This is a genomic window from Rhizobium vallis, assembly GCF_003985155.1.
In the GTDB taxonomy this organism is placed as follows: domain Bacteria; phylum Pseudomonadota; class Alphaproteobacteria; order Rhizobiales; family Rhizobiaceae; genus Rhizobium; species Rhizobium vallis.
This window is the reverse complement of record NZ_ML133693.1, coordinates 292,915-309,961: the sequence shown is the minus strand read 5'-3', so window position 1 is coordinate 309,961 and position 17,047 is coordinate 292,915. Positions and strand designations below refer to the sequence as shown.

The window sequence follows — 17,047 nt, the reverse complement described above, 5'->3', positions numbered from 1 at the left end:
GCTCAGGCTCGAGTCATTTGGTGAATTGCCGCCGATTGGCTCGACGGATGTCCGGTAGCGTTCCCGGAAAAGAGTCTGCTTCCGATCCATTGTCTCCCGAGGTCGGGCCGAGAGCGAATTTCCGTGCTCGCTGCCGAACCTCCTCACCGCGACTGCTGCATGGACGACCAGAGGCGGGCTGGACCGATCGCGACCGTTCGGGCCCCTCCCCGTGGAGTTCGCCTCAAGCGCCGGTGCCCGCCCTAATACTCTTCCGATGCATTCCGATCCGCTATAGTGCCGGCTATGGCACGTTGCGATTCGATCTGTGAATGTGCGGTTGCGCCCTCCCCTGGCGCACAGGGCAATATGTCCAACCTTTGAAAAAGGTTGGACAACCCAGCGATAGGGCCTTGTTAACCCTATTTGCCTTGCCACTCCTCCAGAATCGGCGCTAAATGCGCTTTCAAAGCTCACAGGGCTTTTAAATCGCATTTTCGAGATTTCCATGAATATGGCACCGCAGATAGAAAAAGCAATTTCCGATGTCGATCAGCTGATCATTGGCCAGGCGCAGGAACTGTCCGATAAGCTGAAGCAGCATCGGCTGGAAATGTTTCCGCCGCGTGCACTCAAGGGCCTGCGGGAATTTCAGCTCGCCGAAGTCGCGCGTTTTCTCGGCGTGACCAGCGGCTATCTTCGCAATCTGTCGCTGGAAGGCAAGGGCGCCCTTCCCCAGGTCACGCCGTCAGGCCGGCGATCCTATACGGCAGGGCAGATGGAAGAGATGCGCGCCTTTCTGGAGCACCATGCCCGTGCCGGAACACATTATGTGCGCCATCGCCGCGGCAACGAACATCTGCAAGTCGTTGCGGTCGTCAACTTCAAGGGGGGCAGCGGCAAGACGACGAGTGCTGCGCATCTTGCCCAGCACCTTGCCCTGACCGGTCATCGCGTCCTCGCCGTCGACCTCGATCCGCAGGCGTCTCTTTCTGCCATCCACGGCTTCCAGCCGGAGTTCGACGTTAACGAGAATGAGACGCTCTACGCCGCCATTCGCTATGACGATCAGCGGCGGCCGCTCCGAGAGATCATCCGGCCGACGAATTTCCCCAACCTTCATCTGGTGCCGGGCAATCTCGAGCTGATGGAATTCGAGCATGATACGCCGCGCGTGCTTGCGCAGGGCAAGGCGGGTGATTATGGACGCGTCTTCTTCGCCCGGCTGGACGAGGCGCTGTCCTCCGTCGCCGACGATTACGACGTCGTCATCATCGACTGCCCTCCTCAGCTCGGCTTTCTGACAATGAGCGCCATTTGCGGGGCGACCGCGGTTCTGATCACCGTTCATCCGCAGATGCTCGATGTCATGTCGATGTGCCAGTTCCTGCAGATGCTCGGCGAGGTCCTGAACACGCTGAAGGGGGCCGGCGGCAACATGAACCTCGACTGGCTGCGTTATCTCGTCACCCGCTACGATCCGCAAGACGGCCCGCAGACGCAGATGGTCGCCTTCATGCGCTCAATGTTCAAGAATCATGTGCTGACCAACCCGATGTTGCGCAGTGTGGCGATCTCCGATGCGGCGATGACCAACCAGACGCTTTACGAGGTCGAGCGGAGTCAATTTACCCGCGCGACCTATGATCGCGCCATGGAGGCGATGGACGCCGTCAATAATGAGATCATCGATCTCATCCACGGGGCTTGGGGGCGGAAATGACCAAGGAGTTTACTGCGGTAAACTGGGACGAGGAGCTGGCTGATGGCGCGTAAGAATCTCCTCTCAGGCCTGATGGACGATTCCAAGAAGTTTACTGCGGTAAACAACGAAGACGAACCGCCCCATAAGGACGAAAAACAGCAGATCACCTACAAGGGGATTGGCGCTCTCGGCGCCGTCACGCGCAGTATCGATGCCTTGGCCGCCAAGGCCGATGCGGCGAAGGCGATCGAGGAGAAGCTCGCGACCGGCGAGACGGTGATCGATCTCGATCCCACCCTGATTGAAGATTCCTTTGTGACGGACCGGCTGGCGCATACCGACGAGCAATTCCGCGAACTGGTCGAAGCGATACGCCTGCGCGGTCAGGATTCGCCGATCCTCGTTCGCCCGCATCCTCAGAAGGACGGCCGATATCAGATCGCCTTCGGCCATCGCCGTGCTCGAGCCGCCAAGGAGCTCGGCCGGCCCGTTCGCGCCGTGGTCAAGAAACTTGACGATCGCGATCACGTCATTGCGCAGGGCCAGGAGAATTCGGCACGCGCGGATCTCTCCTTCATCGAAAGGACGATGTTCGCCGACAAGCTCGACACGTTGGGTTTTGACAGAGAAACGATTATGTCCGCCCTCAGTGCCGACAAGACGACGGTTTCCAAGATGCTGTCCGTCACCAAGCGGATCCCGGCTGAAGTTCTAACCGCCATCGGCGCGGCCAAGACCACTGGCCGCGACCGCTGGCATGATCTGTCGGTAAAATTCGAGACTGAGAACATCGCCGCTCGGGCGATCGAGTTCACCAGTTCGGAGGAATTCGAGACGGCGGAGCCGGATGCCCGCTTCGATATGCTGGTTGCCTTTATCAGCAGAAGGCAACAGCAGACGTCATCCATCGCGACGCTTCAGCCCACGGCGCGTGCCTGGCAGCGTAAAGACGGCGCGGTCAAGGCGAAGATCAAGGATGACGGAAAACAGTTCACCATAGCGCTGAAGGCGGAGAAGGCCTCTGCCTTTGGAGCCTATATTACCAGCAATCTGGATCGCCTCTACGAGGCGTTCGAGAAGACACAGAATTTGACGAAAAACGGAGATCAATAAGCAAAAGAAAAGGCCCCCGAACGTTGCCGTCGCGGAAGCCCTCTCTGATCTAGACACCCAGAGAATCACATTTCCGCGAATCATAGTCAAGAGTCTTTGGCACCGAATTTGGTGAGCTGTGATCTTTTGCCTTGAAGAAGGCGAAGAAAATGGAAAGCGGAAGTGTGACGACGCCCTTTGGGCGGCGATCGATGACGCTTGGCATGTTGGCAAGCCAAGCGGCTGCTCGAAAAATCGAGCCCGGTCAATCAGCAGACAAATGGAAACTCTATCGCGCCCTGTGCGAGGCCAAGCCATTGCTCGGCATCACCGATCGGGCGCTCGCCGTCGTGAATGCCTTGTTGAGCTTTTATCCCAAGGGAGAGCTTTCCGAGGAAAACGGGCTTGTCGTGTTTCCGTCCAACGCACAGCTTTCGCTGCGTGCGCATGGAATGGCAGAGCAGACGATCCGCCGCCACCTGGCGATCCTGATCGAGGCGGGGCTGCTCATCCGCAAGGACAGCCCGAACGGCAAGCGCTACGCCCGCAAGGAGCAGGGCGGGGAAATTCGCGAGGCATTCGGTTTCTCGTTGGCGCCGCTACTCGTGCGCGCCGAAGAGATCGAGCGGCTGGCGGGGGAGGTGGTTGCCGAGCGGTTGCTGCTGCAGCGGCTCAGGGAGCGCCTGACGCTTTGCCGACGCGACATCGCCAAGCTCATCGAGATGGCTCTGGAGGAGGGGGCTGCCGGCGATTGGGATGGTATCCATCTATATTTTCGCACCGTCGTCGAGCGGCTGCCGCGCTCGCCTTCCGCCGAACAGGTCGCCGAGGCACTCGACGAGCTGGAGCTGTTGCGCGACGAAATCACCAATCAGTTGGAAATGCAGGTTAAAACCAAAAATCAAGGCGGCAATGCCCAACATTCTGAGCGGCACATACAGAATTCAAACCCACAATCCACTATTGAACTTGAACCTAGCTTCGAACCGAAGCAGGGCGCAACGGTGGATGATGGATCGCCAGGTGAGGCCGAACCGATAGTCCGCCTACTGACCGATGAAGAGGGCGGCGAGCATCTACGGGGCCGCCATTCTGCGCCTGCTGCCAATAGTGGGCTGAAATCCTTCCCGCTTGGACTGGTGCTTCAGGCCTGCCCGGAAATCGCAGCTTATGGGCCGCAGGGCTCGATCGGCACTTGGCGCGACCTGATGGCGGCGGCCGTGGTTGTTCGCTCGATGCTCGGCGTGAGCCCATCGGCATATGAGGAAGCCTGCGAAATCATGGGACCTGAAAATGCCGCCACCACCATGGCATGCGTCCTCGAAAGGGCAGGGCACATCAACTCCGCCGGCGGTTATCTGCGGGATCTGACGCGCCGCGCTGAAAGAGGGGAATTCGCTATCGGACCGATGTTGATGGCCCTTGCCCGTACGAACTCGCCAATGAAAGGGAAGACAGGATGAATGGATATGCCGCAGTAGCTGTTATGGTTAATGAGGTGTAACGGAAATAAAGGCCAGGATAGCTTCTGATTGCCAGCTTCTTGGTTTCGGATCAAGAGGTTACAAGCTGGCGCCTATCGAACAGGTGATAACTCCCGCTACGCCATTAGCAAAATCACGTGGGGTGGCGCGGGGCACTTACTCTAAAGCGCTTTTTGATCCTGTCGACGGGTGTTCCATCCAGCAGCGGCACCTGGATAAGCCTGTCGTAGGGCTCAAAGCCCATCTTTGTGTAGTAGGCAAGGCCGCTGACGTTGTCGGCACGAATGGTCGCATTGATGAATTCGAGCCCGAGTTCTTCGGCTGCTGCCCGCGTTGCAGGAAAAAGGGCGCGGCCGACACCGGGAAACTTAGGATTCATACGGGCAAATGTCGCGATATCTGCATAGCCTTTCGGTGGATCGCCGTATGAGCTCAGCGATTGAAATCCGACAAGCAACCGATCATGCTCGGCAACATGACAGACAACGGGAAATTCGCCGTCGATGAACCAATCCGCAAACTCGGCGGCTGAAAGCGGCGTCTCGAGCGCGGTTGTTCCGCCCGCCAGGATGATCTCGTTCAGGAGGTTGGATAGCTCCTCCGCGTCGGCGGGCACTGCTCTTCGAATATGCATAGGTATTCTGCCTACCTTGACTTGGGCTCACAGCGTAGCGGCGGGCTCTGGAGTGCACAAGATGATGATCTGGAATGCCAGGTCGAGTCTTCGATTGAGCTACGAAATCCATGAGATCGCGTAGTTGACGCGAAAACGCTTTTTGACGATACGGCAGGGCGATGGCGGGTGCTAAGACAGTGACATAGCTGGGGAGTATGGGTTTGAAACGAGCGGTGGATTTTCTCCTGGCCGTGATTGCGTCGCTGATACTGCTTGTTCCAGGTATTGTCGTCGCTCTTTGTGTTCGGCTGACATCGCCGGGACCGATCCTCTATTGGTCAAAACGTGTCGGCCGTTTCAATCAGATATTCCTGATGCCGAAATTTCGCAGCATGCGCATCGACACGCCGACGGTTGCCACGCATCTGCTCGAAAATCCGGATCGGTTCCTGACGCCCATCGGCTCGTTTCTGCGCAAGTCCAGCCTCGACGAACTGCCGCAGCTCTGGTGCATACTTGTGGGGAAGATGAGTTTCGTCGGGCCACGACCGGCGCTTTACAATCAGTATGATCTTATCGAGCTACGAACGGCCCACGGGGTCGACAGGCTCCTGCCTGGATTGACGGGGTGGGCGCAGATCAACGGACGCGACGAATTGCCGATTCCCGAAAAGGTGGAATTCGATGTCGAATATCTCAGCCGGCGTTCATTCGGCTTCGATATGCGCATTCTGTTTCTGACTGCCGGCAAGGTGATCCGCCGAAAGGGAATAACGCACTAAACTACCTACTTCTGATAGATAACCAGTGCGGAAGGCGACGCTTTCCGATTATTTCAGTTGCGCTCGTGGCAGAAAATGACAAGAAGGTGGTTGTCCAACTGATCCACGAGACGCTGGTAAGCAATGCCTGAAAATACACCCTCTGAGACGCCACGCTCAGGATGGTTTCTGAAGCCGATGCAGGCGCTCGTCGGCCCTCTGCTGGCGATGCCGCGTGCTGCCAAACGCGCTCTGGCTTTGCTGGTGGATGCCAGTTTTTGTGTTCTGACGATCTGGTTGGCCTATTGCTTCCGTCTCAACGAATGGACGATGCTGACCGGCGTGCAGTGGCTGCCGGTCTTCGTTTCCTTATGCATGGCACTTCCGATCTTCATCGTGATGGGCATGTATCGGGCAATCTTCCGTTATGCGGGCCTTGCTGCCTTCATTGCCGTTATGAAGGCGGTTGCGATCTACGGCGTCGCGTTCATGACCATATTTACCGCACTCAGCGTTCCGGGCGTTCCGAGAACCGTCGGCATTCTCCAGCCCTTCCTGCTGTTGATCGCGATCGGCCTGTCGAGGGTGGGTATCCGTTATTGGCTTGGGGATACTTACCAGCGGATCCTCCACAGGAACACACTTGCCAAGATGCTGATCTACGGGGCAGGCAATGCCGGGCGGCAGCTCGCAGGCGCCTTGACGAACAGTGCGGAACTCAACGTCGTCGGCTACCTGGATGATGATCCGCGCCTCAAGGGCGGCATCATGGGTGGTTTGCCGATCTATGATCCATCGGACCTTCCGGTGCTCGTCGAAGCCCTTGGCGTGCATAACGTGCTTCTTGCTCTTCCCTCCGCATCGCGTCAGCGCCGCAATGAAATCCTGGAGCGCATCCGCAAGGCCAGGGTGAATGTTCGCACACTGCCGGACCTGACTGCCCTGGCTCAGGGGCGTGTCGCGGTCTCCGACATCCGTGAGCTGGAGATCGAAGATCTGCTCGGCAGAGAGGCGGTTGCGCCCCGCCAGGAGTTGCTCGACAAGGCGATGCGCAACAAGGTGGTGATGGTCACCGGTGCTGGCGGCTCGATCGGCGGCGAGTTGTGCCGCCAAATCCTGCGCAACGCGCCTTCCAGCCTGATCCTCATCGATCAGAACGAGTTTGCGCTTTATAATATCCATGCCGAATTGCTGAAGCTGGCCGAGCTATACAAGCAGGTAAACCTGCAAATCGTTCCGATTCTCTGTTCCGTCCGCGATCAGGATCGTATGGAACATATCATGCAGAGCTGGCGACCTCAGACGCTCTATCATGCCGCCGCTTACAAGCATGTCCCCCTCGTTGAACATAATGCCGTGGAAGGCATCAAGAACAACGTCATGGGCACGTTGATCGCGGCACGTGCGGCGAATAGATGCGGCGTCTCCAATTTCGTGCTGATCAGCACTGACAAGGCTGTGCGTCCGACAAATGTGATGGGCGCCAGCAAGCGATTGGCGGAGATGGTCCTGCAGGCGCTTGCGGCAGAACCGGTCGCCGACGGCGGGCGAACGAATTTCTCCATGGTCCGGTTCGGAAACGTGCTCGGCTCCTCCGGATCCGTCGTGCCGCTGTTCAGGCAGCAGATCAGGGACGGCGGTCCCGTCACCCTGACTCATTCGAAGATTACCCGTTATTTCATGACGATTTCGGAGGCCTCGCAACTCGTCATTCAGGCGGGCGCCATGGCCGAGGGCGGCGATGTTTTCCTGCTCGACATGGGCGAGCCAGTTCTAATCGCAGATCTCGCCCGCAAGATGGTAGAGCTTTCCGGGCTGACCGTCCGCGACGAAGACAATCCGGAGGGCGATATCGAGCTTTCCATTACTGGTCTCAGGCCTGGCGAGAAGCTCTACGAGGAACTGTTGATCGGGGATAGTCCGGCGGTGACCGAACATCCCCGGATCATGAAGGCGCGCGAGGATTTCCTGCGTTGGCCCGAGCTTTCGAAAAAGCTCAACGCGCTTACTGCGGTATTGGATCGGAATGACATGATCGGGGCTCGTGCGATATTGGCGGAGCTCGTCTCCGGCTACTCGTCAACGGGAGAGGTCTCGGATCTGGCTTTTACTGGAGCCGCCGAAATCCACACAGCGGCGTTGGGAACATCGGTCGCCAGCTAAAGCATGGCGCGCAATGGCACGTTAAAACTGAAAGAGAAGAAGCATTTCTCTCGGCAAGAATTGAGAACGCTCAGCTTGCCGAGCTCAGCTGCGCACAACGGGTAGAAAACGTGTGCTGCCCTGGTCCGTGCAGATCAAGGCGACGATAAAAGCGAAGATCGGGTCCAACGCCTTCTGGCCGAACATGATGCCAAAGCTGCCGGTTATGACATAGCTGGTCGTTAGCAGAAGTGCGAGCGCGATGGCCATATCCCGGCCGGGTCCCGTTTCCTTTCTCCAGGCGCCGATCACCGGTGTCAGGAGCATCAGCACAAGCGCCCCGATGCCGAAGATGCCGGCGTCGATTCCTGCGGTCAGAAAACCGTTGTGGACATGGGTATAGCTCACTTGCTGCCTTATGCTATCGGGAACCTCTGCCAGAACCGTAGTCATCCGGTTTTGCGGGCCATAGCCGGTAAACGGGTCCTTCGTGATTGCCGACAGCGCGCCCTTATACAAAGCAAGCCGTGCGCTGAGCGACGTAACGTCGCCGTCGCTACGGTCGAGCGAAGCTAAATTTTCCTGGAACGTGTGGATGCGGTCGACGATTTGGACGCTGCTCAAGGCAAGCAGCCCAAGCAACAGCAGAGAGCTGGTAATGGCCAGGCTGCGCAAGCTGAAATGGAAACGGTGTCTGCTGAAATACCAGAGAAAGACGACGAGATGAACGGGGATGACCAGCCAGGCCGATCGCGTTCCGGAAAGCAGAACGCAGCCTAGACCCGCGGCATATCCAAGGACGGCTATTCTTTGCTCGGTCTTCTTGGGAGATTGAAGGTTGAGAAGCGCAATGCCGCCGAAAAGCACGCCGATGATGCCCAATAGGGCGGCGTTCGTTGTGCCGCCTTCTGCCCGGTCGAAACCGAACTGGATCTGCCACAGACTCAAAAAGAACGTGGCGATCATACCGATGCCCGCGCCGAGGATGAAGAGCGGCACGAGGCGGCCATTCGGAGATTGACGCATCCGCGGCAATATCAGCCAGACCGAAAAGAAAGGCAGGAGGCGGATAATCCAGCCTAGCCCCTCGAAGGGTTGCGGATTGATGAATATGCCGGCAATCATCACCAACGGGTAGATCGACATGCCGATGGCGACCAGCCGGTCGGATTTCGACAGGTTCAGGGGAAAGCGGCGCGTCGCCAGACAGAAGACAGCCCACACCATCGAAACGGTGAGGATGATGGAATTCCCGTTCGGCGAAAGGCCCGGCAGTATTGCAAAGAGAAAGACCGAAATGCCGTTGTTTCGATCGAGTGCATTCCTTGCCCCATTCCCGGGATAGAACGCTGCTATCATGAGTTGCTTGAAGTACTTCACTTTGCCGGTCCTGACCGCGTCGATGCTGCCTCGCTAAGGATCGTGATCACCTCTGTCAAGCTGCGAATGACGGCGCTATCCATGGCTTTTATCAGGTGTCGCATTCCGGCAACCAGATGTTGCTCGCACGGACTGGTTCTATTCGATGATGGATGGCGAGTCGATGCGACGGCAAGGCCGGTTCGGCAGAAAACACGTTTGAAGTGCGGTCCTGATTTAAAGGTTACGTCCGAACGCCGACGTGATCGACGCCCCGCCACAGCGGCAGGCCGATCTCTTCCGAGACCTGTGGGTCGGCCGTGTAGATGGGATAACCGAGACTGACGAGCCGCGCCAGAGTTTCGGCGTCCATGCGGACGTGTTTGCGGGCCAGATTGACGCCATTGTAGACGTGGCCGGCGGAATGAGGATTGATGCCGGAGATGATCACAGCCGTCGCGCCGTTGTAGAGAGCAAAGAGCACGGCGATGATGCCGTTCGAACACTTGGTCTCTGCGTCGAGTTCAAGGTTCAGGCGTCCGCTGACTTTGTGCAGCAAAGCGATCCGTTGGTAGCGATCGACGATGTGAACCTCATCGCAGCCATATCCGATTGCCTTGAGTCCTGCTTCCAGGCGCTCCCGGCCATGCCGCCAGGCGAGGACATAGAGGGCGCCCGTGCGCTTCCCGGCGAGAACGCGTCTCACCTCGACCGCGCTCGTATTGGTGCCTTCGACCTCGTTATAGCCCATCAGCGTGACGTCGGGTGCGTCGATGCCCCAGGATTGAAGAGCGAGCTGCGAGGCGTTGACGGAGATGATGCGATAGGTCGCGTCGAAACCGGTCGGCTTGTGGGATTTCGGCGCTGATCCCAGCACCACGACCGGGCCGGCAAAAGGCGCAGCAGTGGTCGGCGGCGTGGGCTTTCGCAACAGATATTTGATCCGGCGAGGGATGTATTTCCTTGCCGCCGAAAACGCTTTCAACATCAGCGATACCACTTTGGAGATTATCGCCGGTGTATATATGCCGCCTTTGACGGACGCAAGCAGGCCCTTTCGTTTGCGCCTGCGTAAGGCCTACTCCTCTGCTGCTGTTGCTGCACTGCTTGGCAAGCTGCGATTGATATACTAGTATGCCAGAAAGTGTGAGCGCCGGGTATTGCCATGCCACCAGCATCAGGAGTCTTCGTAAATCCGGCATCGCAGGACGTTGGCGGAAAGCTGCGCCGTATCACTACGGCTGCTGCCATCTACGAGCGGCTGCATGCCGATATCGTCTCGCTCAGGATGCCGCCTGGCATGCCGTTGCAGGAAAAGCGGATCGCCGAGGATTTCGGGGTCAGTCGCACGCCGGTGCGCGAAGCGCTACTCCGGCTTTCCGAAGGCGGGCTGGTCGATATCTATCCCCAGTCGGGCACCATTGTATCGCGGGTGCCGGTCTCGGCGATCCCCGAGGCGGTGGTGGTGCGTAAGGCGCTCGAAGGCACGACCGTCGAGACCGCGGCCCTGAACGCGACCGCCGCTGACATCACCCGCCTCGACGCCATCATCGCCCGGCAGCAGGCGGATGCCGCGACCGGCAACGTCTCGAGCTTCCACGAGGAGGACGAGGCCTTCCATGAGGCAATCACACAGATATCGGGCTATCCCGGCATCTGGGGAATTCTGAAGACGGTCAAGGTGCAGATCGACCGGGCGCGGCGGCTGACGCTGCCGGCTCTCGGGCGCATGGGCAATGTGGTGCAAGAACATATGGATATTCGCGATGCGATCGCCGCCCATGATCCGATCGCTGCACGCGTGGCGATGATTCATCATCTGAGCGCCGTCATTCCCGATGTCGACGAGTTGCGGTCTCGTTACCCCGATTATTTCTGCTGACGGCAGGTCCACACATAAAACGAAAAGGCAAGGAAAGGAAGAAGGATGCGGCAGGGTTGGAGATGGTTCGGGCCGGAAGCGCCGGTAACGCTGGACGAGGTCCGCCAGACGGGCGCGACCAATATCGTCTCGTCATTGCACCAGGTTCCGATTGGTAGAGCTTGGACGGAGAAGGAAGTGCGCGAACGCCAGTCTCTGATCGAGACGACGCCTGCCGGTCGTTCACCGCTCATCTGGTCGGTCGTCGAAAGCATTCCGATCCCCGATGCCGTCAAGCGCAAGGGCGGGGAGGCGAAGGCCGAAATCGAGGCCTGGATCGCCAGCCTCGAAGCGGTCGCCGCCTGCGGCATTCCGATCGTCTGCTATAATTTCATGCCTGTCGTGGACTGGACTCGCACCGACCTTGATTTCGTGACGCCGACCGGCGCCACCGCCATGCGCTTCGATCATGAGCGCTTCGCGGCCTTCGATCTCTTCATTCTGGAACGACCGGATGCCGCACAGCGCTATTCCGATGAAGACCGCGAGCGGGCGCGCGTCGTCTTTGAAACCATGACGGACGATGAGATTGCCGATATCACCCGCATTATTACCTCGGCTCTGCCGGGTTCGACCACCGAACCGCTGACCATTCCGGCCTTCCGGGAGAAGCTGGTCGCCTATAGCGGCATTGATGCCGCAAGGCTGCGCCGCCACCTGGTCGAATTCCTTCAGGCGGTGACGCCGGCCGCCGAAGCGCGCGGCGTCAAGCTGACGCTGCATCCCGACGATCCGCCGCGCTCGCTGTTCGGATTGCCACGTATCGCCTCGACGGCGGAGGATTATGCTGCACTCTTCGAGGCCGTGCCTTCGCCAGCGAACGGCATGTGCTACTGCACCGGCAGCCTCGGCGTGCGCGCCGACAACGACCTGCCGGCGATCGCCCGGCGCTTCGCCTCGCGCATTCACTTCGCCCATCTGCGTGCCACGACCCGCGAGGGCGACGGCCGGACCTTCCATGAAAGCGCCCATCTGGAAGGCGATGTCGACATGGTCGCGGTTCTCCGCGAACTGGTTGCCGAAGACCGCCGCCGCAGCGCTGAAGACACGATCGTCTTCCGTTCGGACCACGGCCACCGCATGCTCGACGATCTCGACAAGACAGTCACGCCCGGCTACCCGGCCATCGGCCGCATGCGCGGCCTCGCCGAACTCCGCGGCATCCTGCATGCGCTGGGCGCGCCGCCGAACTGAGCGATTGGCGCGGAGGGCTTTCAGGTGACCGGAGCCGGAACGCGGCGAGCGCGCGGGAGCGTCAGCTTTTCGCGCCTTTCCTGTTCCTGGCTGCTGCTGCGGGGCAGACTTCTTCCCGTGCTCGCTGCGGGTCGCCCGTAAACAGATCATCGCGCTCTGGAGCCCGGGCGATGCTTCAGAGCGCACAACCCTTCAAGAAAAGATCGGCGCACATTTTCGCCCGCGCCGCGATCGCATCGATCTTCGGCGGCGCCTCCTGGCGGAGCATCGCGGCGCGCTGCGGCTCCATGATCATCATGCCGCGCAGCATGCCGCAGGCCGCGTGCGGATCGTCTAGCGCAATCAGCCCACGGTCGATCTGCTTGCGCAGCCAGTCCTCCATCAGCCTGTTGGTCCTGACGATCGCCTTTTCATAGAAGCTGTTGGCGATCTCCGGAAACCGGTCGGATTCACTGATGACGAGGCGGGTCACGGTGATCGTATCCAGCGAGAGCGTCAGCATGCCATAGGCCATCAGCATGCGCTCCAGCCCCTGCCTGAGATCCGCCGCGGCAAGTGTGCCGGGGTCGAGCGCCGTAAGGAAGCGTCCCGTCCGCTCCGTGATCATCTCGGCAAAGAGGTCCGCCTTCGTCGGGAACAGGCGGTAGAGCGTCTTGGTCGAAACACCCGCTTCCTGCGCGATCGCGGCGATGCTTGCTGCGGCATAGCCGTTATCGTGGAATTGCCGGTTGGCCGCCTCGATGATCACGCTTTTCGTATCGTCGTCGCAGCGGACTTGCGGTCTGCCTCGCGACCTCTTCTCGATTTCGTGATTTTGGACCATGACAATTTTCCAAATTCTTGTTGACATCCATCCATTTTCTAATACATATTTTGGAAAACAGCAAGTTTCCAATTTGCATTTCACTCTATTCGAAGGCCGCAGCCGGTAGCGACAGCGACCCACTTCCAGGAGAAGACAATGTCGATCAAAACGCTGCAAGCCCTGAATAATAATGCACCCGCCACGGAAACCACGGCAGAAGCCGCGCCTGCAACCCTTGATGCCGGCAACGCACCGCGCATTGTCGAACCTGCCGTCGTGTCAGGGCCTCCCGCCCGCAAGCGCCGCGGTCGCGGATTGCTGCTCGGCGCAACGGCCATCGTGCTGATCGCAGCCGGCGCCTATTACGGCCATAATTACTGGACGGTCGGCCGCTTCCACGTCTCGACCGACGATGCCTATGTAAAGGCCGACAACAGCACTATCGCCCCCAAGGTCTCCGGCTATCTTGCCGAAGTCCTCGTCACGGACAACGAGACTGTTAAGGCCGGCCAGCCGCTAGCCCGCATCAACGATCGCGACTTCAAGGCCGCTCTCGACCAAGCAACAGCCGATGTCGCTGCCGCCGAGGCTACCGTCAACGCCAAGCAGGCCTCGCTCGATATCCAGCAATCGACGATCGCTGCCGCCGGCGCCACTCTCGACGTCGACCGCGCCAACGAGACCTTCGCCGAGCAGAACAACAAGCGGTATTCGAATCTGGCCACCAATGGTTATGCCCCTGTCCAGACGGCGCAGCAGGCTGCCTCGCAGATCGCCGCCGCCCAGGCCACGATCGTTCGCGACACCGCCGCGCTCGATGCCGCCGTCAAGCAGGTCGATCTTCTGAATGCCGAGCTTGCCCAGGCCAAGGCCACGCTCGCCCGCAGCCGGGCCGTCCAGCACCAGGCTGAGCTCAACCTCTCCTATGCGACGATCGTCGCACCCGTCGACGGCACCGTCGGCAACCGCACGCTGCGTGTCGGTCAATATGTGCAGGCCGGCACCCAGCTGATGTCGGTCGTGCCGACATCAGCCGCTTACGTCATTGCCAATTACAAGGAAACGCAGCTGACCGACGTCCGTGCCGGCCAGCCGGTCGATATCGAGGTCGATATGTTCCCGGGCCGCACCTATCACGGCCATGTCGACAGCCTTGCGCCTGCCAGCGGTCAGGAGTTCGCGTTGCTGCCGCCTGATAATGCCACCGGCAACTTCACCAAGGTTGTCCAGCGCATTCCGGTCAGGATTGTGCTTGACGGTGACGCCGCCGCAAATGGCGATCTGCGCCCCGGCATGTCCGTCCAGCCTGATATCGACACCAAGAACGACCGCAGCTAGGCGGGGGATGAGGAGTTCGTGTCATGTCCACCATCGCAGCAACAGCCATCGCCATTCCGCAGCCAAGGGTAGGGGCCAGCACCAGAGACTGGATCGCCGTTCTTGCCGGCATGATCGGCGCCTTCATGGCGATCCTCAACATCCAGATCACCAACGCCTCCCTCCTCGATATCGAGGGCGGCATCGGAACGGGCGTCGACAACGGCGCCTGGATTTCGACGTCCTATCTGATCGGCGAGATCGTCGTCATTCCACTGACAGCTTATTTCAGCAACGTTTTCTCGTTCCGCCGCTATATCCTCGTCAACTCGATCCTGTTCCCGCTCTTCTCGATGGCCTGTGCCTTCGCTCATGATCTCGGCACGATGATCCTGCTGCGCGGCCTGCAGGGCTTTGCCGGCGGCGTGCTGATCCCCATGGCCTTCACCATGGTGCTGACCAAGCTGCCGAAGAACCAGCAGCCGCTTGGTCTTGCCATCTTTGCCCTTTCGGTCACCTTCGCTCCGGCGATCGGCCCGACGATCGGCGGCTACCTGACCGAGAATTACGGCTGGCAGACGATCTTCTTCATCAACACGATCCCGAGTCTCATCATGGCGGCCGCTCTCGCCCTGACGCTCGAAAAGCAGCCGATGCAGCTTCACCTTCTGAAGGAAGGCGACTGGGCCGGCATCTTTACCATGGCAATCGGCCTCTCGGCACTGCAGACCGTGCTGGAAGAAGGCAACAAGGACGACTGGTTCTCTTCGCCCTTCATCGTCAAGCTCAGCATCGTCGCCTTCGTCTTTCTCGCTGCCTTCATCTGGATCGAGCTGACGGTGAAGAAGCCGCTGGTCAAACTGCGCCTGCTGACACAGCGCAATTTCGGCATCGGCGTGCTAGTCAATGTGCTGGTCGGCGTCGCCCTCTTCGGCACGGTCTATATCCTGCCGCAATATCTCGGCCAGGTGCAGCGCTACAATGCGGAGCAGATCGGCAACGTACTCGCCTGGACCGGCCTGCCACAGTTGCTGCTCATCCCGCTGGTGCCGGTTTTGATGAAGCGCTTCGACGCCCGCTATATCGGCTTCCTCGGCATATCGATCTTCGCGATCAGCTGCTTCATGAACATCATGCTGTCGGCCGACAATGCCGGCGACCAGTTCTGGATCCCGAATATCGTGCGTGCCATTGGCCAGGCCCTGGTGCTGACGCCGATCACCGCTATCACCACGGCCGGCATTGCACCTGCCGACGCTGCCGCCGCCTCTGGCCTGACCAACATGCTGCGCAATCTCGGTGGCGCCGTCGGCACGGCTTCGCTCGGCACCATCCTGACGAAGCGCGAGCAGTTCCATTCAAATATCATCGGCCAATCGATCACGCTGAGCCGTGACGAAGTTCGCGATCGCCTGGGCAAGCTTACTGGCTACTTTATCCAGCACGGGGTCACCGATCCGGCTGTCGCATCGCAAAAGGCAATCGTCGCGATCGGTCAGATCGTCAAGCGCCAGGCATTGATCCTGGGCTTCAGCGACACATTCGCCGTGATCGGCGTGGTGCTTGCAGTGGCGGCGTTTGCGCTGCTTCTCACCAAGAAGCCACAGGCCGGCGGCGGTGCGGGCGCCCATTGAAGGCCGGCGGATGCCGCAGGAAGATCCTCCCCAGGAAAAGCCCTCCTTTGCATGGCATGCGAAGGAGGGCTTCACCCGTGAAAGCTATTGCCCGATCTCGACCGTGAAGGCGAAACGCGCCACAGCACCCGGCGGGAGCAGCGTGGTCGAGGGTCGTTCCGACAGCTCGCTCGAAGCTCCGGCTTGCGCAGCCGTCCCATGCCATGGCTCGACGCAGAGGAAAGGCGCGCCAGGCTTGGTCCAGAGAGCGAGGTTGGGCAGGTTCTCGAAGCGGAACCGCAGGTTCGGCCCGCCCTCGGCGCCATAGTGCAGCCCTTCGCCCGCACCCTTGGGGAAGATCATCGCATCCTGCTCGAACATTGCGTGATCCAGAACCAGCCGCCCGGCATGAAACGGCGAAGGCAGCGGTGTTGGATTGATAAGGCCGCCCGCCAGCCGCACGAGTTCCGGCTCGCCTTGATTGTCGAGCGTGATGGTGTGGGCGCGCCCGTCAGCGCCAGGCAGCGGCCAGGCGAAGGCGGAGTGGAACCCCAGCCCGAAGGGCATCGTCTTCTGATCGCGGTTGGTCACCTCAGCGCTGACGGTCAGCGCCCGGCCTTCCACCGCATGCTCGACGGCCAGCAGGAAATCGAACGGATAGACCGCCCGGGTTGCCTCGGAGGCGGTCAGTTCGTATCGGCACATCGTCGCGGTGGAGGCCGTGAGCGTAAATTCGCTCCGCCGGGCAAAACCATGCTGGGCCATCGGAAAGACCGCGCCGTCGATCGCGATCTTGTCGTCCGGGGCCTTGCCGACGATCGGAAACAGGATCGGCGAGCGCCCGGTCCAGAAGGTTGCGTCGCCCGTCCACAGCCAGGAACCTCCGTCGCTGGTGTCGAGCGCCTGCATCTCGGCGCCGAGGGAAGAGACGTCGACGGTGAGATCCTGATTTCCGATCCGGACTGAGCTTGGCATCGCAATTCCCTTTCGCGTTGGTTCGGCACTAGGCATAGCTGCCTGCACCGCGATTTCTATCCGCAGGTGGAGATGCACGTCAGC

General features: G+C 59.9%; 14 protein-coding genes. 9 read left to right on the top strand and 5 right to left on the bottom strand.

The features are described from left to right. Nucleotides 1–487: 487 nt before the first annotated feature. From repA to repC, 3 genes are all read left to right on the top strand, one after another. Nucleotides 488–1,702, top strand: coding sequence for a plasmid partitioning protein RepA (gene repA, locus EFQ99_RS22710; RefSeq protein WP_126923469.1), 1,215 nt, complete (start codon nt 488–490; stop codon nt 1,700–1,702). A gap of 42 nt (nt 1,703–1,744) precedes the next feature. Next, nucleotides 1,745–2,797: a plasmid partitioning protein RepB gene (repB, locus tag EFQ99_RS22705; protein ID WP_126923468.1), complete on the top strand. Its 1,053-nt coding sequence runs from the start codon at nt 1,745–1,747 to the stop codon at nt 2,795–2,797. 149 nt (nt 2,798–2,946) lie between these two features. Continuing rightward, nucleotides 2,947–4,239, top strand: a complete 1,293-nt coding sequence (gene repC, locus EFQ99_RS22700) for a plasmid replication protein RepC (protein WP_126923514.1) — start codon at nt 2,947–2,949, stop codon at nt 4,237–4,239. A 154-nt stretch (nt 4,240–4,393) separates the two neighbouring features. Here repC and EFQ99_RS22695 read toward each other — a convergent pair whose 3' ends face one another. Then, nucleotides 4,394–4,894, bottom strand: a complete 501-nt coding sequence (locus EFQ99_RS22695; protein ID WP_126923467.1) for a GNAT family N-acetyltransferase — start codon at nt 4,892–4,894, stop codon at nt 4,394–4,396. 197 nt (nt 4,895–5,091) lie between these two features. Between EFQ99_RS22695 and EFQ99_RS22690 the strand changes: the two genes are divergently transcribed. Beyond that, nucleotides 5,092–5,658 carry a sugar transferase gene (locus EFQ99_RS22690; RefSeq protein WP_126923466.1) on the top strand — a complete coding sequence of 189 codons (567 nt, stop codon included), beginning with the start codon at nt 5,092–5,094 and terminating at the stop codon, nt 5,656–5,658. A 123-nt stretch (nt 5,659–5,781) separates the two neighbouring features. Continuing rightward, nucleotides 5,782–7,800 carry a polysaccharide biosynthesis protein gene (locus EFQ99_RS22685; RefSeq protein WP_126923465.1) on the top strand — a complete coding sequence of 673 codons (2,019 nt, stop codon included), beginning with the start codon at nt 5,782–5,784 and terminating at the stop codon, nt 7,798–7,800. 84 nt (nt 7,801–7,884) lie between these two features. On the opposite strand, the gene EFQ99_RS22680 is transcribed toward EFQ99_RS22685, so the two are convergent. Both EFQ99_RS22680 and EFQ99_RS22675 read right to left on the bottom strand, forming a co-directional pair. Then, the gene (locus tag EFQ99_RS22680) at nt 7,885–9,159 is read right to left on the bottom strand and encodes an O-antigen ligase family protein (protein ID WP_126923464.1); all 1,275 of its coding nucleotides are present in this window, start codon (nt 9,157–9,159) and stop codon (nt 7,885–7,887) included. Between the two features lie 223 nt (nt 9,160–9,382). Further along, nucleotides 9,383–10,126 (bottom strand): membrane-anchored protein, encoded by a 744-nt coding sequence (locus EFQ99_RS22675; RefSeq protein WP_164736424.1) that lies wholly within the window; start codon nt 10,124–10,126, stop codon nt 9,383–9,385. Nucleotides 10,127–10,303: 177 nt separating this feature from the next. On the opposite strand from EFQ99_RS22675, the gene EFQ99_RS22670 reads away from it, so the two are divergent. Next, a complete protein-coding gene (locus EFQ99_RS22670; protein ID WP_126923463.1) occupies nt 10,304–11,020 on the top strand; it encodes a GntR family transcriptional regulator in 717 nt (238 codons plus the stop codon). A gap of 45 nt (nt 11,021–11,065) precedes the next feature. Further along, on the top strand, nt 11,066–12,253 hold the full coding sequence (gene uxuA / locus EFQ99_RS22665) for a mannonate dehydratase (protein WP_126923462.1): 1,188 nt from the start codon (nt 11,066–11,068) through the stop codon (nt 12,251–12,253). A 175-nt stretch (nt 12,254–12,428) separates the two neighbouring features. Here the strand turns inward: uxuA and EFQ99_RS22660 are convergent, their stop codons facing one another. Then, nucleotides 12,429–13,076, bottom strand: coding sequence for a TetR/AcrR family transcriptional regulator (locus EFQ99_RS22660; protein ID WP_125842903.1), 648 nt, complete (start codon nt 13,074–13,076; stop codon nt 12,429–12,431). 138 nt (nt 13,077–13,214) lie between these two features. Between EFQ99_RS22660 and EFQ99_RS22655 the strand changes: the two genes are divergently transcribed. Further along, nucleotides 13,215–14,396 carry an HlyD family secretion protein gene (locus tag EFQ99_RS22655; RefSeq protein WP_126923461.1) on the top strand — a complete coding sequence of 394 codons (1,182 nt, stop codon included), beginning with the start codon at nt 13,215–13,217 and terminating at the stop codon, nt 14,394–14,396. Between the two features lie 23 nt (nt 14,397–14,419). After that, complete coding sequence (locus tag EFQ99_RS22650) at nt 14,420–16,009, top strand: DHA2 family efflux MFS transporter permease subunit (protein ID WP_126923460.1); 1,590 nt, start codon at nt 14,420–14,422, stop codon at nt 16,007–16,009. Nucleotides 16,010–16,093: 84 nt separating this feature from the next. Here the strand turns inward: EFQ99_RS22650 and EFQ99_RS22645 are convergent, their stop codons facing one another. After that, nucleotides 16,094–16,963 (bottom strand): aldose 1-epimerase family protein, encoded by an 870-nt coding sequence (locus tag EFQ99_RS22645; RefSeq protein WP_126923459.1) that lies wholly within the window; start codon nt 16,961–16,963, stop codon nt 16,094–16,096. Nucleotides 16,964–17,047 lie beyond the last annotated feature (84 nt).